15 protein-coding genes and 1 tRNA gene are annotated in these 22,229 nt (G+C 37.9%); 12 read left to right on the top strand and 4 right to left on the bottom strand.

Going from position 1 to position 22,229, the window contains the following annotated elements:
• Positions 1–2 precede the first annotated feature (2 nt).
• Positions 3–78: transfer RNA gene (locus tag CIN_RS08485), tRNA-Lys, on the top strand.
• Positions 79–90: 12 nt separating this feature from the next.
• Here CIN_RS08485 and CIN_RS08490 read toward each other — a convergent pair.
• Both CIN_RS08490 and CIN_RS08495 read right to left on the bottom strand, forming a co-directional pair.
• Positions 91–1,434 carry a lipopolysaccharide biosynthesis protein gene (locus tag CIN_RS08490; RefSeq protein WP_008854671.1) on the bottom strand — a complete coding sequence of 448 codons (1,344 nt, stop codon included), beginning with the start codon at positions 1,432–1,434 and terminating at the stop codon, positions 91–93.
• 112 nt (positions 1,435–1,546) lie between these two features.
• Complete coding sequence (locus CIN_RS08495) at positions 1,547–2,215, bottom strand: histidine phosphatase family protein (protein WP_008854672.1); 669 nt, start codon at positions 2,213–2,215, stop codon at positions 1,547–1,549.
• A 165-nt stretch (positions 2,216–2,380) separates the two neighbouring features.
• Here CIN_RS08495 and rfbB point away from each other — a divergent pair, with 165 nt between their 5' ends.
• The 4 genes from rfbB to rfbD are packed head-to-tail and all read left to right on the top strand — an operon-like array spanning position 2,381 to position 5,802.
• Positions 2,381–3,433: a dTDP-glucose 4,6-dehydratase gene (rfbB, locus tag CIN_RS08500; protein WP_008854673.1), complete on the top strand. Its 1,053-nt coding sequence runs from the start codon at positions 2,381–2,383 to the stop codon at positions 3,431–3,433.
• Between the two features lie 10 nt (positions 3,434–3,443).
• A complete protein-coding gene (gene rfbA, locus CIN_RS08505) occupies positions 3,444–4,337 on the top strand; it encodes a glucose-1-phosphate thymidylyltransferase RfbA (protein WP_008854674.1) in 894 nt (297 codons plus the stop codon).
• Positions 4,338–4,349: 12 nt separating this feature from the next.
• The gene (gene rfbC, locus CIN_RS08510) at positions 4,350–4,910 is read left to right on the top strand and encodes a dTDP-4-dehydrorhamnose 3,5-epimerase (RefSeq protein WP_008854675.1); all 561 of its coding nucleotides are present in this window, start codon (positions 4,350–4,352) and stop codon (positions 4,908–4,910) included.
• A 13-nt stretch (positions 4,911–4,923) separates the two neighbouring features.
• Positions 4,924–5,802, top strand: a complete 879-nt coding sequence (gene rfbD, locus CIN_RS08515; RefSeq protein ID WP_008854676.1) for a dTDP-4-dehydrorhamnose reductase — start codon at positions 4,924–4,926, stop codon at positions 5,800–5,802.
• Positions 5,803–6,629: 827 nt separating this feature from the next.
• Here rfbD and CIN_RS08520 read toward each other — a convergent pair.
• Entirely contained in the window at positions 6,630–8,384 is a 1,755-nt protein-coding gene (locus tag CIN_RS08520; RefSeq protein ID WP_008854677.1) for a ShlB/FhaC/HecB family hemolysin secretion/activation protein, read from the bottom strand.
• A 74-nt stretch (positions 8,385–8,458) separates the two neighbouring features.
• Here CIN_RS08520 and CIN_RS08525 point away from each other — a divergent pair, with 74 nt between their 5' ends.
• From CIN_RS08525 to CIN_RS12160, 7 genes are all read left to right on the top strand, one after another.
• Entirely contained in the window at positions 8,459–19,171 is a 10,713-nt protein-coding gene (locus CIN_RS08525; protein WP_008854678.1) for a hemagglutinin repeat-containing protein, read from the top strand.
• A gap of 8 nt (positions 19,172–19,179) precedes the next feature.
• A complete protein-coding gene (locus CIN_RS08530; protein ID WP_008854679.1) occupies positions 19,180–19,572 on the top strand; it encodes a hypothetical protein in 393 nt (130 codons plus the stop codon).
• A 52-nt stretch (positions 19,573–19,624) separates the two neighbouring features.
• On the top strand, positions 19,625–20,311 hold the full coding sequence (locus CIN_RS08535; protein ID WP_211475714.1) for an EndoU domain-containing protein: 687 nt from the start codon (positions 19,625–19,627) through the stop codon (positions 20,309–20,311).
• On the top strand, positions 20,311–20,790 hold the full coding sequence (locus CIN_RS08540; RefSeq protein ID WP_008854681.1) for a hypothetical protein: 480 nt from the start codon (positions 20,311–20,313) through the stop codon (positions 20,788–20,790). Before CIN_RS08535 ends, CIN_RS08540 begins: the two co-directional genes overlap by 1 nt.
• A gap of 84 nt (positions 20,791–20,874) precedes the next feature.
• Entirely contained in the window at positions 20,875–21,267 is a 393-nt protein-coding gene (locus CIN_RS08545; protein WP_008854682.1) for a hypothetical protein, read from the top strand.
• A complete protein-coding gene (locus CIN_RS08550) occupies positions 21,251–21,514 on the top strand; it encodes a hypothetical protein (protein ID WP_040364227.1) in 264 nt (87 codons plus the stop codon). Before CIN_RS08545 ends, CIN_RS08550 begins: the two co-directional genes overlap by 17 nt.
• Complete coding sequence (locus CIN_RS12160) at positions 21,481–21,609, top strand: hypothetical protein (protein ID WP_008854684.1); 129 nt, start codon at positions 21,481–21,483, stop codon at positions 21,607–21,609. Before CIN_RS08550 ends, CIN_RS12160 begins: the two co-directional genes overlap by 34 nt.
• A 41-nt stretch (positions 21,610–21,650) precedes the next feature.
• On the opposite strand, the gene CIN_RS08555 is transcribed toward CIN_RS12160, so the two are convergent.
• Complete coding sequence (locus CIN_RS08555; RefSeq protein ID WP_008854685.1) at positions 21,651–22,211, bottom strand: recombinase family protein; 561 nt, start codon at positions 22,209–22,211, stop codon at positions 21,651–21,653.
• Positions 22,212–22,229 lie beyond the last annotated feature (18 nt).

Consider the following 22,229-nt stretch of genomic DNA (forward strand, 5'->3'; position numbering starts at 1 on the left):
GAGGGTGCATAGCTCAGTTGGTAGAGCAGCTGACTCTTAATCAGCGGGCCCAAGGTTCGAACCCTTGTGCACCCACCATATTTCCCAATTTCAAGATGATAGTTTTTGTGAACGCGTTCTTTGCTTTCGTCCGTAAAGAATAAAGAACGCTTGTAAAAAGATGAGTAGAAACGCTGCAATAACGGTTGCAGGACCTACGCCATCCATTCCCCACCATTTAATAAAGATAAATAGCATCGGGAGGAAGAAAAGAACATCCATACCTCTGGCATAAATAGCGCCTGCAGTATTGTCTGTAGTAATTAAAATGGGTTCAAGGGACATCCCCCAAATAAGCACAAGTTCTCCGCCTGCTAACCAATAAAGTAATATGAGTGTTTCAGGGGGTGGATCTTTATGGAGTAACAAGTGCATAATTGGCACAGCAATATAAGGCAGAATTAATAACACAACGGTTGTTATGCCACCTGTTAATGCAGTAATTTGCAAGGCCATTTTATATAAGTGGGAAGGCTTACTGCCTTGCCAAGAGCGCACCATTTCTGGATATAAAGTGGATTGTAATAAAACAATGGGTTTAGCCATGGCTTCTGCAATTTTATTTGCAATATTATAATATCCAGCAGCAATTGGCCCCAAAGTTCCACCGATAACCAGTGTGGTAATTTGTTTGTAAGCCAACGAAAATGTCATATTTAGATTGGTATTCCATGCAAATTTCCAGATGCCAGGCAGGTCTTTTGTTAGGCCTTCATTGATTCCAGTAAAAAAACCTTTAAGTAACTGATGGCGGTGAAGTTGATATAAAGAAAAAATAAGGAATGAACAAAAACTAACAATAACGGCCAGCATCCACACACCAACTGCACCGGCTAATCCGCCTCCGATCAGCATTAGGAAAATAATTCCTAATAGACGGATAGAGGTACTAATTAGTCCTTGGATTGCGATAAGATCATATCGATTGAGTAATCTTAAAATACCATTGAAAGTCGCACTGGTCATAAAAAAAGCACTAAAGCTATAGAAAACGCCTAGATAATGCCATTCTGCAGGCCATCCAAGAAGTCTGCTGAAGTAAACTGCACATAAGAAACTAATGACGAGTGAAGCGATACTACTACAAAAATCTAGCAAAAATGTAAAACGCAGAACGCGTTGAAGCAAAGGAATATTTCTATCTTCATAAGGCTTTATGCCATAATGTAAAACGGTTTGCCAAGATTGAAACTCGGCGATGTCTCCGATGGTCTGATAGAAAGAGTGTAAAAGAATCAAAAAACCATACCCTTTATCCCCTAAAAGGTGGATGGTTAAAGAAATTTGTAAAAGTCCGATGGGAACGTTAATGACCTTCCCACCTAATAATTTCAGTAGATTACGCCCAGAACGCCTTAAACTACCTCTGTTTGAGGGGATAGTTGTATGAGACACTATATATTCCAAAAAACGCTAATAATATTTGTTTAGTATAAAAACTTTGAGATAAAGTTACTTTGTTTGTATGTGGTTTACCAATGTAATTTACTAGGGGCAAGGTAAATATTTATAAGGTTGTTGGATATTCGTTTATGGTTAAGGCGCGCCAATGATCTTGTTTTTTCTCTAGCACGGTTAAAGACAGATTTAAAATAGATAGAGATAATGCAGAATCCAAAGGTATTTTTAAACTATGGGCAATGGCTGCTCGTATAGTTCCTCCGTGGGATACGATAATGATGTCCTGACCAGTTTTTGTTTGGGCTAAAGATTCTAGCTCTTTACCAACACGATTAATGACATCGTACATATTTTCTCCTTGAGGAGGACGTTCTTTGGCATAAAAAGGCCAGAACGGATGCGCATCATATTGACAGTGTTGCATGACAGCATCATGTGGTTGGCCTTGCCACTTTCCCAAATCTTGTTCTAGGAAAGCATCATTAGTGGTTAAAGGAACATGGCCATAACCAGCGTTCTGAATCAAATTAGCGGTATCTTTCGCGCGTGATAAAGAGGACGTAATCCATGATGTTGTGGATGGTAATCTTTTCGCTAAATAGCGATAAATAGCTTGCTGTTGTTGAATATGTTCATGACAAAGAGAAACATTCATTGTTCCATAAAGATAATTTCTATCTTTTTGGTTAACAATTGCATGGCGAATAAGCCAAAAGCGTGTTGTATTTTCTGTTAAAGTAGGATTATCGAGGAATTGATATGTATTTTGTGTCATTTGTATTTTTGAATAAGATAAATTTGGAATATAGTAACATAGAGTTGTTAAATATATCAAAGTTGTTTTTTTATTCTAGAAAGTAAACTACTTGATATTATATATAGAGATGGTTACAAAAGAAGAAAGTTTTAACTTTAAAGTTTTTTAAAGGTGTGTCTTACTATGCAAATTCTTGTTACGGGTGGATGTGGTTTTATTGGTTCTGCAGTTGTCCGTCATTTAATTCATCATACCAAACATTCGGTGGTTAATGTTGATGTGTTAACCTATTCTGCTTCTCCTGAAACAGTAGCAGAAGTTGAAAAGAATGATAGATATAATTTTCGTCAGGTCAATATTACTGATGCGGCGGCATTAAAAAAGGTTTTTGAGGAATTTAAACCTGATGCAGTGATGCACTTGGCTGCAGAATCTCATGTAGATCGTTCTATTGATGGTCCAGGAATTTTTGTAGAAACCAATGTTGTTGGGACATATACATTATTAAATGTTGCTTATGAGTATTGGAAAGCGTTAACGGAAGATAAAAAACAGAAATTCCGTTTCCATCATATCTCAACAGATGAAGTGTTTGGTCACCTTGAGTTAAATGACCCTCCGTTTACCGAAACAACTCCTTATGATCCTCGTAGCCCATATTCTGCATCAAAAGCAGCATCAGATCATCTCGTTCGTGCTTGGTTCCATACCTATGGATTACCTACGTTTGTGACAAATACGACGAATAACTATGGTATTTGGCATTTCCCAGAAAAACTTGTTCCTTTGATTATTATTAATGCATTAGAAGGCAAAGATTTACCTGTTTATGGTAAAGGCGATAATATTCGTGACTGGTTATTTGTTGAAGATCACGCCGAAGCGTTAGTAAAAGCAGTTGAAATTGGTGAACCTGGTGAAACATACGCGATTGGTGCTAGACAACCTAGAACTAATTTAGAAGTGGTTAAAGCCATTTGTGCTATTTTGGACGAACTAAGACCAGATTCAAAAGGGAAATATGAACGCTTAATTAAGTTTGTTGGCGATCGTCCTGGTCATGACTTTAGATATGAAATTGATCCTTCTCATGCGGAAAAATCTTTGGATTGGAAAGCTAAAAATAATTTTGAGACAGGAATTCGTAAAACAGTTCAGTGGTATTTAGATAACCAAAGCTGGTGGCAAGCTATTCGCGATAAGCGTTATAGCGGTCAACGTCTTGGGACGAAATAAGGAAAACAAGATGCAAGAAAAACCTATGAAAGGGATTGTATTAGCGGGTGGTTCTGGCACACGTTTACATCCATTGACTTTGGCATCTAGTAAGCAGTTGTTGCCCGTTTATGATAAACCGATGATTTATTATTCGCTATCTACGTTGATGCTAGCGGGTATTCGGGATATTATGATTATTTCCACGCCACAAGATACGCCTCAATTTAAAAGATTGTTAGGGGATGGATCTGATTGGGGGGTGAGATTTGAGTATTGTGTACAACCAAAACCAGAAGGTTTGGCACAAGCTTTTATTTTGTCTGAAGAATGGTTGGATGGTGCTCCTTGTGCTTTAGTGCTTGGAGATAACTTGATTTTTGCTGATCATCTTAGCGTTTTGTTACAACAGGCAGCACAACGTGTTTCTGGGGCTACTGTATTTGCATATCAAGTACGTGACCCAGAGCGTTATGGTGTGGTTTCTTTTGATGAAGAAGGAAAAGCTCAGCAAATTATTGAAAAGCCGATGGATCCACCATCGAATTGGGCGGTGACAGGATTATATTTTTACGATTCTAAAGTCACTCAATATGCTAAAGAGGTAAAGCTTTCTCCTCGTGGTGAGTATGAAATTACCGATTTAAATAAAATGTACCTTGATAATCAAGAATTGCGTGTTGAACGTCTTGGACGTGGATGTGCTTGGTTAGATGCTGGGATGCCAGATAGTTTAATGCAAGCAGGTACTTTTGTGCAAACGATTCAGTCACGTCAAGGAATGTTGGTTGGATCTCCGGAAGAAGTGGCTTATCGTCGTGGGTTTATTGATGCAGATCAGTTACGTGTTTTAGCAAAAAGAGTCCATAAAACTGAATTAGGTCGTATGTTATTTGAGCTTTCTAACGAACCTCAAGAACATTAAAGGAATTTATGAATGAAAATCGAATTTTTGGCAATTCCTGAAGTTGCTTTAATTACTCCTCCTCGCTTTCAAGATAATCGTGGTTTCTTCTCCGAGACCTATAATGCAGAGCGTTTAAAAGATGCTGGTATTCATTTACCTTTTGTGCAGGATAATCAAAGCCTATCCACTCAAAGAGGTGTGGTTCGTGGATTGCATTGCCAATTAGCTCCACATGCACAAGGCAAGCTTGTCCGTTGTACACAAGGTTCCATTTGGGATGTTGCGATTGATGCACGCACAGGCTCACCGACTTATGGTCAATGGGTTGGTGCTGAGCTTTCTGAAGATAATTGGTCACAGCTTTGGGTACCACCAGGGTTTTTACATGGTTTTTGTACGTTAACAGATAATGTTATGGTGCAATATAAGTGCACAGGATTATATGACAAAGCCAGCGAACGTGCTGTGCGTTGGGATTGTAAAGATTTGGCAATTGACTGGCCGATTAAACCAGAAGAAGCAATTTTATCTGAAAAAGATTCTCAAAATCCTGGTTTTTCTGAAGCAAAAGGCTGGTTTTCATACCCATAAGAGGAAAATATAAATGTCAATTCTTATTATTGGCGGAAAAGACGGTCAATTAGCGACATCTTTTGTGAATTTAAAAGATAATCGTTTAAAGTTTCTTGGACGCCCAGAGTTGGATTTTACCAATGCAGATACATTAAAATCTGCTTTTGAAGGTGAAAAGCCAGAGCTGATTATCAATACAGCTGCTTGGACTGCTGTTGATGCTGCGGAAACTCAACAAGAAGATGCTTATTTGGTTAATCGTGATGGGCCTGCACAACTAGCGAAATTATGTGCAGTTCATGATGTGCCTTTTATTCATGTATCTACAGATTATGTGTTTTCAGGGGATAAAGGTTCTCCTTATTTTGAAACAGATCCTGTTTCTCCAAATACAGTGTATGGTGCAAGTAAAGCTGAAGGCGAAGAAGCTATTTTGGCAGCACAACCAAACTCTGTAATTTTAAGAACGGCTTGGGTTTATTCTGCACATGGTAAAAACTTTGTTCGTACTATGATTAATGCAGGCGCTAAAAATCCAGCATTAAAAGTGGTTGGCGATCAACATGGTAATCCAACATGTTCTGATGATCTCGCATGGGCAATTATGCAAATTGCAGATCGCTACTTAAAAGAAGGTTTGAATCCAGAGTGGAACGGTATTTATCATGCTGTTGGTACTGGGGATGCAACTTGGTATGGTTTGGCAGTGGAAGCTTTACAACAAGCTGCTTTATATGGTCAAAAAATGCCAGAAGTAACAGCGATTAAAACAGAAGATTGGCCAACGCCTGCAAAACGTCCACAGGATTCTCGTTTAAACACAGATAAATTACATAAAGTGTTTAATATACGTTTACCTAAATGGCAGGATAGTGTTGCAAAAGTTGTGAAAACACTTTTTCAAGCTTAATCTATTTTAAGCGATAGCTAGATTGTAAAGGCCCTGATTAGTTCGGGGCTTTTTTATTTTGTTCTAACTTGCTAAGCGATAAGTTTCTGATTTGTAGGCTGTGATTGTAACGTTGTATTGGTTGTAGAATTTGCAACATCAGTTGCCGTATTTTCACTGTTAGACGTAATTTATTTCCTATTAATCAGAATTATGTCACAAGATGAATCATCTTATTCGGATAATTATCAAATAGTGCCTTTGTTGAATGTGTAAGATGAGTTGTTTTTATCGTAGCATAATCAGAGAAAATAATTTTATAATTATTTAGACTGCCTGGCGCGATACAAACTTTTTGTTCGATTTTGATTGCTTTAACACATAAAAAGATTTTTTTCTTATGGACGAACTTATTTTACTTTGTAGCAATAGGTGTTATGGGTAATTGTTATCCTTTGTTTTTCGTCCCATATCGTTTTTATAAAAATGGAGGCACCCTATATATATTTCTATTGTTAGCTTAATCGTCGAAATATAAAATAATGTTTGTTATATCTGTTTTAAATCAAAAGAATACTTCTGGGAAAATAGTTATTACTACATATTTGAAAAAAATTTATAATCAAAACAATAGCAGGACGAACACACTAAACTAACATAATTTTATATTAGAAGATGTTTCACAAAAGGGTAAAGTTAGAGTATTTTTTTTATTGATAAATCTGATTATAAAAAATAAAAATATATATCGTACAACAAAGAGAAATGTCGCAGAAATATTAGAGGATTTAGTTGAGCGTATTGGAGGCATTGAGTTTTTACTCAAATAAGTAAAAACTCAATTTTATTTATAACCTGACACCTACACTGAACATGGCGATCCATCCTTCTGGAGGAAGACCTGCTGTTGTAAGAGCGTGAGTTGCAGAAGCATTCCAGAAGATGGTTCCTGCTGTTTTACGAATACCCAATCCTGCACCGACGAGGTTCCCACCTTTTTCGGTCTTAGGCATATCAGCATAGGTAAAAACACCTCTAGTCATACCGACATCAAAGATTCCGTAAAGTTCAGTGCCTTTAACTAAGCTATTACAAAAAATTTGATAGGCATCACAATGCATTTCATTTGTTGGTAAAGACCATGAAAGATCATTACGCATATAAATCCCAGCATTTCCCATCATGGTTTGTTTTAAGAACCCTCTGACGGTATAAGGCCCCCCAATTTGCATTTGTTCATTACCATATTGGTTCTTGCTCGCATATTCCCCATGAATAGATGTGTGCCACATAAAATCTTGAGCAATAGGTTGGTAGCCATCGATATCCAAAGAGGGCTTAACATATTGAGTATGGGGATTATAGGTTCCTTGATTGGACGTCCATGTCTCGGTGCCCATAGCCCCACCAAGTCCTATCTTCATACCAAGACTTGCATACCATGCGCCTCCCCAAATGCGCATCGATTCACTGGCATTTAGGTTTAATGAAGAAAGTCTAGCGCTTTGTGTTCCAATACGTGAATGCTCAATATAGCTATCAAAGGATTTTAATTCATAGGTTGCTTGTAAGGTTGTCACCCCAATTGAGTTTCGTGCAACAACACGTGAAGCGCCGATATGAAAATCTTTATTGGTTGAATCAAAACGTCCACGTCCTTGCCAAGCATAATCAACATGATAAAAATCGTCATATCGATACCATCCACCAAAAAATGTCCATGGCCCAAGCGGAATAGACCCTTCGGCGGTAAAGAAAGAGTTGTGTCGGTCGCTTTGACGATTATTTAAAGAATGGTCATATTCAACAGACCACATATCTAACAATCCAAATAAATCTTCAGCAGTTAAAATAGTTCTGCCGATGGTTCTTCCAGAATAACTTTGACCATTATTATCTGTTGACACTTGTCCGTGTAAGATCCCTGGATTATTGGCATTAATATTAACGATAGAGGTTCCTGGCTCATCCCCTGGAGCAATCTTCATCGATGCACTCCAATCAGGAAGGCGGTTCATCTGATCAATCCCTTGCTCTAAATCTCTCAGATTGAGTATTCCTCCTTTAACCCACGGAAAGGCCATAGTTTCATGGTTGCTTTGCGATATTCCATGAAATTGAAAGCCTTGGACTTTGCCTCCAATGACAACAATATGTAACGTACCTTGTTTTAGATCTTGTTGAGGCAGGTAGGCTCTTGTTGTGACAAAACCTTTGTCGATATAAGCTTTATTGATTTTATTTAAGATAGAATTCATATCCCCAAGGCTCATACATTTATTTTGCCAAGGTTTGGTAATATTTTGGACTGTTGACGGAGATATGTTATTTGCATTCACCACTTCAATGGATTGAATGGTCACACAATGTTCAGTTTGAGCATCATTATGCTTATTTTGATTGATCTGAACATTACTGGATGGAGGGGGAAGTCCCTCCATAAGTTGTTGCCGTTCTTTATGCTGTAAATATTGCTGATATTGATTAAAGCTTTGAGGGGAAACAGGTGGAGGTGTCGTTTGCGCTTCTGCATGTTCTCCCATAAAAGGTAAACATACAGTCGCAGCAAGAATAGACCGAAAAAAAGATACTTTTAAATTCATTGTCGTTATCTAAATCAATAACAAAATTAAGGAGCTTTTTTATTAATGAGGTCATTCATAGCGGTAAATACATTATGAAGATCTTCAATATTAAAGTTAATCGTTACGGTTGTTTTGTTAACGCTCAAAATAATTTAACGTTAGATGGACAAAATCTTACCAATAATGGAGAGATTTCCTCCGCAACAGGAACAATAAAAGCTACAATTAACGGTGATATTTCTAATAATAATGGAAAAATTGCAGCTAATAATAGTATCGATCTTGATGCAACAGGAAATATGAGCAATCAATCGGGTCAGATCGTTGGTAATCAAGCAGCTTCTATTCATATCAAAGCAAATAATTTAAACAATCAAAATGGGTTAATTCAGACCAATACAGGTATTATTAATTTAGAGCCTAATAGCTTGAATAATGATGCAGGATCAATTGTTACTACTAATGCTAATATTACGATTAATGCTTCAGAATATATTTTAAATAATAACAACGCTCAGATAGGTTCTGAAGGGTCTGGGGATATTGATCTTATTACCCAAAATACTTTGCAAAATAATAATAGTAAGATTTTAACAAATTCTGGCAATATTTCGATTAACTCTAATAAGTTATTGAATAATTCTGGTGTTATTATTGCTGGAATGGTTAATAATGCGGGTGATTTAGTCTTACATAGTGGGGATGTTGATAATAGTAACGGAACGCTTCAAGCAACGAATGGTTCTGTTGACGCCCATATTGGGAATTATACTGATACAGGTAATGGTGTATTTTATGCAGGTAACAATCTAACCATTAATGCATCTGGTGATATGTCTGTTGGAGGAGCCATCCAAAGTCAAAATCAATTTACGCTTAATGCAAATAATTTGAATCTAACCAATAAAAATGCGGCTGTTAGTAGTTTAAATGGTAATGGATCTCTTACGATTGTGAATGATCTTATTAATAATGGTAATATTTCTTTTTCTAAAGGCAGTTTAGCTTTAGACACGGGGTCTTTCGGAAATTATGGATCCATTGATATTGGTGTAGGTGGATTTAACTTTAATGTTAAAGGTAATTTTTCCAATAGAAATGGTTCATTAGTTACTGATGCAAGTGATGTTACAATTACTGCTTTAGATGGAACTGTTGATAATACAAATGGCCAAATTGGTGTAAAAACCAATGGTAATGTAACGATTAACAGTCAAGATCTTTGGAATGAAGGTGGATTAATTCGCACGACTACAGGGGCGATTACTTTAAATGTAAATACACTCGATAACCAAAATGGATCAATTTTAATTACTACAGGCAAGTTTGCTAATGATGCAGATGAGAAGCGTGCTCAAGGTGCTCATTTGCAAATTAATGCTTCTCAAAATATTAATAATACAGCTGGTAAGATTGCTATACAGGAGAGTGGTAATATCGGAATTACCGCTAATAATGGTAATATTTATAACGAAGCAATTGGAGATAGTTCTGGACATATTGTAACCGCAGATAGCGCAATAGATCTTAATGCATCTGGTAATATTGATAATAGTAATGCGGGTCAGATTGGTTCTCAAGAAAGCAATAGTGTTACGCTTAGTGGTCAAGCTTTAAATAATCAGAATGGTTTAATTAGAACCAATGATGGCGATCTTACTTTAACTATTGGATCATTAGATAATAGTAATTCAGGGGCCATTCTAACCACAACAGGAAATATTCTGGTCGATGCATCACAGGGAATTCTTAATACTTTAGGTAAAATTGGTGTAGAACAACAGGGGAATGTTACTGTTAATGCAAAAACAGGTGATCTGAATAATACTCAAGGAAAAATTTTAACAACTTCTGGGTTGTTAGATGTTGATGTGTATAATTTATATAATAATTCTTCTGGTCAAATTGGCTCTAAGAATGGTGCTATTGATATTACCTTTAAACATTTAGTTAATAATTCAGGTGTGATTTTAGCTGAAAATAATAGCACTTTGGTTGACAGTACTGCTAGTGAAGGTAATTGGGGTAGTGTAGCACTTCATGGTGGAGATGTTGATAATAGTAATGGAACTATTCAAGCAACAAGAGACTTGGTGCTGGCGAATATTTCGAGTTATACAGATACAAGCAGTGGTGTGTTATATGCGGGTAAAAAATTAACACTGAGTGCTTCTGGAAATGTGTCTATTGCAAACGTTATTCAAAGTCAGGGTGATACCGTTTTATCTGCTAACCAGTTAACCCTTACCAATAAAGAAGCTTCTGTTAGTAGTTTACAGGGAAATGTTAGTCTTAATAATATCAATGAGATTATTAATAATGGTAGTATTTACGCATCGCGTGGCAGTTTAAATATTCAACAAGGTGGCATTTTAGAAAATTCAGGAGCTGTATATGGAAAACAGCTTGTTAAACTTGATTTAACTCAGTCTATAAAAAATAACGGTGTTATTGTTGATAGTAAGTTAGATAATGGATTAATTCAATCAGATGGAAATGTGCTGTTAACAGCTTCATCTCTAGAGAATACAGGTTTTATTCAGAGCATAGAAGGGTATATTACATTAGCAATTTCTGGAGATATTTATAATCAATCATTAGCTGACTCTACTGACTCTTCTGGTGTAATTAAATCTGGAGGAACAGATAAAGATGGATATGGACAATATATCACGATTACAGCTGATAATTTGCAAAATACGAATGGCCGAATTTTAAGTGATACTGATTTAACACTTAATATACAAAATACATTGACAAATGGTGGGTATTTACAGGCGAATAAGGCGACAACTTTAGTAACACCTAACTTAAAAAATAACGGCGGAGCCATTTTAGCTTTGGGCGGTAATTTATCTATTGGATCTTCAGAAACACAGACAGTTACAGCTGCGATTGATAATAGTAATGGTAAGATTCAAGCCAATGGAAATATTGTTATTAATGGTTCTTCTTATCAAAGTTCAGATAAATCTTTTTTAACTGCACAACAACAGTTACAGGCTAATTTTACAGGTGATGCTGTTAATAATGGTCAAATGGTTGCGGGTTCAGATTTAACATTTACAGCAAATTCATTATCAAATGGTAAGTTAGGACTGATATATAGTGAAATAGGAAATGTTAGTTTAACCGTTTTAGGCCAGGGTGGTATTTCTAATTTTGGAAATATTCGATCTATTGGAACGAATACTCAATTATTAATGAATACGTCTACTTTGGCAAACCAAGGTACGATTTTATCTGCAAATAGTGCTGCGTTAACTATCAGCCAACAATTGAATAATCAGCGTGATCAAAGTGATCCAAAAGTGTTTGGTAAAATTATTACTCAAGGTGGGGATTTAACGATTAATGCTCCTACAGTTGTGAATGCTGGGTTGATCATTACTCCCAATAATTTAACAATCACAACCCAGACGATGAATAATACAGGATATGTATCTGCGGATAGTTCCTTAACAGTTAATGCTAGTCATTCGATTGTTGCTCAAGCCGCGTCTTCTGGTCTTAGTTATGATAGTAATGGTCTTGGTAATGATATACAGACACTTGTTTCGGGCTCCTTTGTTGGTGGAACTGTAAACTTGTCTTCTCAAGATATTACAAGTCAAAATGGGTGGATACAAGGTAAGAATTCAGTAACGTTAACGGCAAATACGATTGAGAATACTCAACAAAGTGTTCTTTTAAGTACTAATGGAGATGTTACCTTACAGGGGATCGGTTCGACTACAGATAATATTCTTCCAGTTTCTTCTGTGAAGAATACAGGCAGTAATATTCAGGCTTATAATCGTATTTGGATTGCGACCCAAAATCTGGATAATACCAATGGTGTGTTAACCAGTGAAAGTGGTAATATTCGTTTAGATCAAGGCTCTTCGGGTTCTGCTCTACAATCTTTTAATAATGCAGGTGGCACGCTTCAGTCTTCCCAAGATTTAACATTAAACTTTAGTCAGTTAGATAGTGCTGAAGGAAGTAAAATCTTAGCTGGAGGACTATTATCTTTAACGATTGGTTCTGATTTTACCAATAATGGTACGTTATGGGGAGGGAAAGGACTATCGTTAACTGTCTCTTCCTTAACGAATAGTGCAAATAATGTTATTGGTGCTGATAGTGGTAATGTAACGATTAATGCTAAAAATGGCGATGTTACAAATTATGGCGTGATTAAGAATCTAGATTCAAATGCAGGAAGCCTTCTCATTCAAGCCCAAAATCTTATGAATGATAATGGATCTATTCTTTCGAATTCTAATATTAATTTGCAAATTTCTCAAAATCTAACCAATCAAAATAATGGTGAGATTACTGCTTATAACCAAGGAAATATCGTTTTTACAGGAAGTAGCTTTAATAATGCGTATTTAATGCTTGCAGGTGGAACGATTACAGGAAGTGTCTCTGGAGATATCAATAATAATGCCAATGGATATATTTATGGAGAAAGTGGGTTAACACTTACTTCAAATGGACAAATTACCAATAGCACAAACGGACAAATTGGGACAGGAACTGGGGATTTATCCTTAACGGCATCAACATTGTCTTTTGCTCAAAATGGACAGATTATTTCTAGTGGTGGCAAAATATCTTTAAATGCTTCTTCTGGTATGAGCAATAATGGTTGGTTACAAGGGATGGGAGATATTCAAATAACGACCCCAACTCTTGATAACTCCAATGGTACGATTGTGAGTATGCAGGGTGGCATGACCATTCAAAAAGATCAAAATGGGAATGGATTAACATCATTAAATAACAATAATGGAACACTTCAATCTACGAAAAATTTAACAATTTATACGGATAAATTACAAAGTCAGAATGGTAAGATCTTAACCTATGATGCACTAGGGAAAGGAAATGTTGGAGATGTTGCTTTATTTGCGAATGCACAAAATGGCGTATTAACAACGCTTGATTTATCAAATGATGGGATTATTCAATCTTCAAAAGATATTGATTTGGCTGCACAAAGTTCAGCTTTATCTGCTACAGGAACAATTATTGCAAACCAAACATTAAATGCTGTTCTTGAAGGGGATTTTAGTGATCAAAATATGCTCTTTTCTTCTTTGGGAGTTAATCAAGATGCTGGTGTTAATTTTACAGTTCATGGAAATTATACGACTAATGAAAACGGAGGACTTACTTCTCGTGGTAATTTAGTTGTTAATGCTGATACGATTACCAATAATGGTGTTTTGCTTGCATTGAACACGATGACTGTGAATACAGGTAGTTTGACTAATAATAAAACAGGGGTGTTATCAAGCACTAATGATATGACGATTACTACCAGTGGAGATATTAATAATAATCAAGGTGTTATCCAATCTGATCAAGGCTCAATGACCATTGATGCTAAAACTGGTGATGTTAACAATATAGGAGGGCTAATTCGCACTCAAGGTGCTTATGGAGATATTACCCTGACCGCAAGGAGCTTTACCAATAAATATTTTGGCAATTTAGAAACAACCACTTTTACTGACAAATTAATTGCTAAATATGATACTGCGATTAACGCAGCAGGGCAAGCTTATGCTGGGATGACCAATAAAGAAGTAACTAATACTTATACGATAACAACTGGTGTTGTTGGATTGGGGCAATATTATTATAGTAGCGATGTGAAAATCTTAAAGGTTGCTGCGCCAGAGGGTTTATATACAACAGATGGCAAACCTGCATCGGGTTATGTTTATTATTTTCTTTCTGGGGGAGCGGGTAATCCGAATACCCGTGTTGAGATTACAGCAACAGGAACACAAACAACATTAAACGGCACTTCAGCGATTATTTCTGCTGGTAGAGATCTAACCATTGTCACAACAGGAGCCATTAAAAATGATGTAAGTCATATGGAAGCTGGTGGGAATATGCAACTTACCGGTGCTTCTTTAGATAATGTCGGGTATCAAAATGATGTTGTATTTAAAGTTGCTTGTTATAATAAAGACTATTGTAGAACATTAAATCCAAAAGACTCTTCAGAACTAACCGATCCATTATTTGGGGATTTTGGTGGTCATGATATGAAGGATCCTCCTAAACGCGTTTGGGGTGCGAATACGGTCAATACTGGGCTTAGTGGAACAATTGTTGCTGGTGGTGACTTAAAAGGTCAATTTGAAGGGCAGGTTAATAATACAACGATTATTGATGGTGTTTTAAATTATAAACCTACAGATCCTGATCGGTCTCCTTCATCAGGTAATTTTGCTCAAACAACTGAAGGCTCTGAAGGAAAAGATGGCTTAAAAGGTCCTGGAAATAGTAATTTAAGTAGCAGCAGTTCTGATTTAACAACAGTTGATGGTAAAAATAATAATTTAGCCTATAGCGGAGTTACTAATCCACAAGGTGTTGATCCTGGTTTACATGTTACTTTACCTGGGTTTAGTGGATCAGGTTCTACAAGTATTAATGATATTTTATCCTCTTTAACGGGTGGGCAAGCACTTTTTAGACCTAATCCTAATGTGACAAATGGTAGCTCTAGTGTAAACAATGTATCTGGTGGCAATATTGGTAATACGACAGGAAATGGAGGCACATCAACGGGTAATACTGTCAATAACAGTCCAACGAATACAGTAACAGGTACAGATGTTACTATTCAAAATCCGGTTCAATCAGGAAATGTTAATACTTCATCAGTCAGTTCAAATTCTAATTATTTAATTGAAACGCGTCCTCAATATACCTCTGTGAATGAGTTTTATGGCTCACAATATCTATTAAATCACTTAGATATCAATGGATCTTATATGTTCCTTGGGGATGCTGGGTTTGATACGCAATATATTCAACAGCAATATATTCAAGCCACAGGGCAAAGTTATCCAGGTGGTACGTATATGACCGCCTCTGATGCGATGAAGACGTTATTGGATAATGCAAGCACTGAATCTGGTAAACTTGGGTTACAGTTTGGCACGGCGTTAACGGCAGAACAACAAGCTGCATTAAATGAAGATATTGTATGGTATGTTCCTCAAGTTGTTGATGGGCAAACTGTTTTGGTTCCTCAACTATATTTATCTCCTAAAACAGATGTGTTGGCGGGTGCTGCAATTAAAGGTAAAAACGTTAATATTACAGCGGGTTCCATTACAAATTCTGGATTAGTGGAAGGCATGAATTCGATTGCATTAACCGCGACGAATGGGGATATCAGTAATATTGGGGGCACGATTAAAGGGGGAAATATTTCTTTAAATGCTCAAAATGGATCTGTGATTAATTCAGATACCGTCAATAATTACTTAGTTAATGGTGGCACAGGATCTTATTTGGGTTCTCAGGGACAAATTCTTGCTTCTGGCACACTTGGTATTCAAGCGAGTGATAGTATTACGACCCATGGTGGTACAATTCAGTCAGGCTCTGATTTGGCGATGAAAGCTGGGACGATTAACATTGGATCAGTAGAGTTAAATGCAGCAGCATCCAGTGTAACCCATGCGTCTGATGGCACCTTATCTTTTGTTGGAAATCAAACCAAGAATTATGGAACGACGATTACAGCGGGTGGAAGTGCATCTTTACAGTCTACGGCTGGGGATTTAACATTATCTGGCAGCACCTTGAATGCCACAGGAAATGTCTCTTTATCCTCTGCTGGCAGTATCGGTCTTGATGCCGTTACAGATAGTGGCCTTTCAGACGTCAAAGGACACAAATCTAGCGCTTTTAACTCCAGTTCTTTTTCTGATCATAATGAATATACCACAGCGCTCAGTAGTAATGTTATTTCGAATGGCAATATTACGATGGGTGCTAAGAACGATATTAATCTTGCCGGTTCTGTAGTGTTAGCTGATGGTAATACGTCATTATATGCTGGACATGATGTAAATCTTGGCTCTGTTACGAATACATCATCTACATCATCCTCTCATAAGAGTTCTGGTTTATTACAAAAAGAGAAAGAAGCAGGGAACTCGACGAAGACTGAGGAAATTGGATCTCTAGTCGGTGCAGGGAAAGATGTGACAATTGGCGCTGGCCATGATTTGAATATTGCTGGTACGGTAACGGGTCAAAATGACGTGACTTTGATTGCTGGTAATAATCTTTCAACGATGGCAACCAAAGACACAACGGATGATTATTACCATAAGAGCACATCTGGACTTGGTGCCAGTTTTAGTGGTGGGTTGGCGTCTGTTGGTTATCAATCGAATAAGAGGACGGATACGAGCAAGACGACGACATGGACGTCCAGTGAGATCAGTGCTGGTCATAATCTGACGAGTGTTTCTGGAGGTTCGTCGACCTTTACAGGCACGACGCTGAGTGCGGGCAATGATTTAAGTATTAGTGGATCTTCTGTTAATTTTGACACGGTTCATAATACGGTAGATCAAACCCATAAAGAATCCTCTGTATTTGGCGGGTTGAAGGTTGGTTTAGCCTCTGATTCTGCTGCGGGTCAAGCTGCGCAATATGGTCAAGCTGCTGTTGATATGAATGGCAAAGGCAGCGCTGCGGGCAAGACCTTGAATGCGATGCAGGGTGGATATGCGGTTGGGAATGCCCTTGCGAATGATGGTGGTGGTTATGGTGGAGGTATTATCTCTGGCACGGCTCAACTGGGATTTGGTTCTAGTAAGTATAAAAGTGACTATTCGCAAAGCACCGTTGTTGGTTCTTCTGCAACGGCTGGGAATAATTTGAGTGTTGTTGCGCGTGGTGATAATGCGAATGATGTTCATAATGGGGACTTAACGGCGACTGGGGCTGATCTTTCGGGTAAGAATGTGACGTTATCTGGGAATAATGTGACGTTACAGTCTGATTGGGATACGACGCATTCGTCCAGAAAAGGCAGTAGCTTTGGTGGAGCGATAGGGGTTGAAGTTAATACCAAAGGTGATCTTGGGCTGGCTGCGAATGGCAGTGGATCGCAACAACATGCGAATGGTGACAGTTCTAGTGCGGTGAATACGACGGTCTCTGCGACGGACAAAGTGACGATAACAGCCCCTGGTAAGACGACGATTAATGGTGGGATTGTTTCTGGTAATCAAATTAGTGTTGATACGGGTAATTTAGATATTATCAGCCCACAAGATACTTCTCATTATAACAGTAGTAGTAGCCAAGTTGGAGGCGGCCTTAAAGTTGGTATTCCTGGAGCTGGTTGGGGTGCTAATGGCAATTATTCAAACCAGACTATCAAGGATGATTATCAAAGCACAGGAAAGCAGCAGTCTGGTCTTTACGCGGGTGATGGTGGTGTTCAGGTTCATGTTGATGATACGACACATTTAAAGGGTGGTGTAATCAGCAGCACTGGGGGGAATAGTTATCTAGATACGGGTAAATTGATTTCTGAAAATCAAGAGAACCATTCGAAATGGGATGCGACGTCTACGGGTGGTGGATTGAACCTTGGCACGGATGCATTGGGTGGATCGTTGGGTCCTCTTGGGGTGATTGCTGGCAATATGGCTGCGAACTCTGGTTTGATTACTGGGGGGAATAGAAAACAAAACGACAATTCGACCACTCAGTCAGCGATTTCCAGCGAGGTCAAGGTAAACGCTGGCAGCACCCAGGGCAGCTATACCACGGATGTTGCTTCTGCTGATGGTCATATGGATAATAACTTTGACGCAAATAAGCTGAGTAATGAACTGCAAAACAGCCAGCTCGGTATGCAGCTGGTTGGCGAAGTCATGGGGCAGGTCTCTGATGCGTTACGTGATAATGGTGTGCCGACTTTTGGAGAGGGTGGATTTGGTCGTCTTGGCCTTGAATCTGCGGGGAATGCGTTAATTGCTGCGATTACAGGAGGGGATGCGGGATCAGCTGCGGCGGTTACAGCTGCAGGAGGTTTAGTATCTGCACAAACACGATTACTTGCTGAACAAATTGGTAAGCAAGTGAGTGATGATCCACAAATGCAGGTATTGATTGCGAATGCGATCAGCAATGCGTTTGCCAGTGGTGGTGGTGCATTAACCGATGTTGCGATGGGGGGCGATGGCCTGAATGGTTCCAGCCTTGCCTCTATAATGCAGGCCTATAATCAGTCCAAAGACCCTAATGGCGGTAAAATAGATGAAACCACTCAAAGTGTTTTAAGCAATCTATATGATTGGGCTTTAAATACGATGGAAGCCGCTTCTTATGTTCCTGGTGGTCCTGGAGAAGTGGCCAGTGCAGCGTTAGCTATTATTTATGCAGCACAAGGTGATTATAAAAATGCTTTAGTGAATTTAGCTTCAGTTGGTTTTGGGATCTTTGATTTTGGAGCAGGAAAAATTGTTGCTACAGCAGGTGACAAAGCAGCTGAGCAGCTGCTGGCAGGTAAACATAATACAGTTATTTATGTAACGGAAACAGATGTTAAGGGTAATATTACCAAGCAAGAAATCGTAGAAGGTCAAGGAAATACAAAAGGGGGTGTAGCTGAGAGTTCATACACAGGAACAGTATGGGATTTTATTAAACCCACACAAGATAATTATCTAGGGTCAGTTATACCAAAGTCATTTGAAATGAGCCTCCCTAATGGTGAGAAAATTTGGGTTCATGGTAACGCAACTAAACATATGGCAGAATATGCACAATATAAAGCAATAAATAATACTCCTGAAGCAGTGAGATTATCATCTCAACAGGAGCTAAGTAGCTTACAAAACGCTTTAAATACAGCGACACAAAATGGTGTTAAATATGATAAATTAATAATCGTTGGTGGGTGGGAGTTGAAACTATCTCCTTCTCGTCAACCAGGGGGACTTCCCGCCTTGATTCATGCTAAACCAGCGCAGTGAGGTAATAAATGAGTATTCAATTAAATGATCCTTTAGAGTTAAAATTAGAAGAAATAGATATTGATAATTATCTTCCATCAATTCAATTTAGTTTTCAGATAAAAGCTAAGCAATTTTTATGTGTATTGGAGTTCCAAGGAGAGATCTGGATAAAATGTGATAATTGGGATCATTTTGTGAACGATTTAAAATCATTAGAAAAAATATCTACTCTTAGGGATATGAATGATTCTTTTTTATTGCAAATAACAAAAAAAGAACAAGGTGCTGAATTTTTTTTGTCGGTATCATATGAAAATATTCAGAAAAATATAATAACGTCAAGTTATAAAATGGATATATCTGATGATCTTCTTATTTGTGTTAAAGAACGATTTGCTGCTTATCCCAAGTGGTGGTAAGCCGTCATTAAAAGTAGTGTAATTGCTATTATAAGGTGATAGTAAGTGGCTGTTGGTATTTTTGCTGTGGGTGATGGAAATTTATCATCAAAGAACTGCGGCAGCTATTGGTGTCTTTACTGCTGGTGAAGGGAAACTCTTTGCTAAAGGGGGTGTATTCGCTGTTGAAGGTGGTGACAAATGGTTTAGCCATACTGTAACAGATGCGAATGGTGATACAATTGTTTATGCAGAAAAGAATGGTGCAGAAAGTAGTGGTTCATCAAGTAAAGTAACGATTGAAGAAAGCCACGGTCAAGTTGATGGAAAAACAACGGTTGGCACTTCTGAAGCATCGAATATCAATATGGATCATATTTTAGATGGGGAAGTTAAGACCAATAAGAACGGAACAAAACGTTCATCTGGTGGACATCTTTTGGATAATCCTGATATTAAGGTAACGGAATGGACGGGTGCAGCGGATAAGAATGGTGTAAGTTCTGGGTATATTTCTGTTCGAGATCCTGCGACAGGGGAATGGGTTCCTAAAGGACCTGAAACAACATTTTTTCCAGAAAGTTGGGATAAATCTAAGGCTGCATCAGAAATCCAGAGTGCCTTTGCAAATGCAAAACCGACAGGAAAGCCAGGTCAATGGGAGGGAACGTCATCAAGTGGAATGAAGATAGAAGGTTATTATAACAAAGATGGTTCTGCCTCAACAGCATACCCAGTTTATACAGGAGTGAAAAAATAATGATTACAGCTAAAATATATCCTTGGTGGAGTGAAAGTTTTAAATGGTTTGGCCTGTCTGGCACTAATCCGAATAATAAAGATGAAACATCTGATGGTGCGGGGGCAATAGCAGCTTTTTTGGGAGCTGAAATTCAATACTCTACCCATTCGATTGATATTTGGGTGAATAATTTAACAGATTTAGAACATAGCCGTGCACCAGATGGTGATTTTGGTGAGGGAAATGCTTTTTCGATTTTCATTACTGGGGATTATGTTTTTATTGGTACGGAATATGCCGAAGAATCACAAGTTTTGATGACCAGAGCACAGTTTTTGCATGCTTTGGAACAATATAGAGTCTTTTTAGATGGCGATTATGAGGATCCTGAGAACCCTCCTGCAATTATCAATGTAGAGTTTATCGCAGGAGGACAAGAGGCGGTTGATATGTATAATAATTTACCCAATTCACACGGCGTTCCTTACGCTGATTAACCTATAGCCTGTTATAACTGTCCCTTTGATAATAACTTTGACGCCAATAAGCTGAGCAATGAACTGCAAAACAGCCAACTGGGGATGCAGCTGGTTGGCGAAGTCATGGGGCAGGTCTCTGATGCTTTACATAATAGTGGTGTGTCAGGTTTTGACGAAACGAATGTAAAGAACGATATAGGTCGCATCATTCTCGAAGCTGCTGGATCTGCCGCCGTCGCAGGTGTTACTGGTGGAAATGTCGGTGCCGCCACGGGAAGCTCTGTCGCAGGGAATGTTCTTTCTTCTGCTACGTTGAATAGTGTTAAACAATGGGCAGATGCGAATAGTAATGGTGATCCTAAACTTGCGATGGCATTAACAAATGCTATTGAAAATGCTATTGCAGCTGGTGGAGGTGCTATTGCTGCTGGTAATAACCCAAATACGCTTACGGATGCTGATATTCAGCAAATACAAAATGCTTTTAGTAATTAGTGTTAATAGTACGGCTAATTTGGTGGAATGGGGACCATTATATGCATATGCTTATCTATATAATTTAATATATGGAGATACTCAAAGTTCAGGCTCTGCCTCTAATGAAATGACTGCCCTTCCTGATGCAAATAAAGGAACAACTTTAACCACTCCAATTGTTGAGAATAATGGAACAACAGTCAGTACGCCAATACAAGCAGGAGATAAAAAATGTCTGGGCTTTATGCTAGTAAAAGTGGCTTAGATGTGAATGAGTCTGCAACAGGGACAAGCCAATATACAGTGGCGATGGCAACAACCAATGCACAGGATAATTATTTATTATCTGATAATGTCTGAAACAAAGCTTTTGACATTGGTGACAATATTAATGAAATATATTATAATTTTAAATGTTTATATTCTTTCATTACTCTTTGAACCGTAGAAAGGCTGATATTTAAAGCTTTGGCTGTTTTTCTATAACTAGCACCTTCTTTACTCATAGCTTCTATAATAACGCTACTATCAATAGTTTTCCTTCGCCCTTTATATTTCCCTGCTTGTTTCGCTTTGGCTATGCCTTCTCTTTGTCGTTCTCTAATCAAGCTTCTTTCAAACTCAGCAAAGCTTCCTAAGAGTTGAAACATAAGTTTTTTAATTGGGTCTTCATTATTTGTAAAAATTAGATTTTCTTTATGAAAATGAATGCTAATCCCTTTGGCGTTTAAATCTTCTACCAATTGATTTAGGTCTTTAAGGTTTCTTGCTAGTCGGTCAATAGAATGAACATGAATAACATCACCTTCCCTGACATACTCTAACATTGCCTGTAATTGAGGTCTTTGCGTATCAACACCACTGGTTTTATCTGTAAAGATTTTATCTAGTTTAACCTCGTCAAGCTGTCTTTCTGTATTTTGATATTCAGAGCTTACTCTTATATATCCAACATCACTCATAATAATATCTATTGTATT

This window comes from Commensalibacter intestini A911 (genome assembly GCF_000231445.1).
GTDB lineage: Bacteria > Pseudomonadota > Alphaproteobacteria > Acetobacterales > Acetobacteraceae > Commensalibacter > Commensalibacter intestini.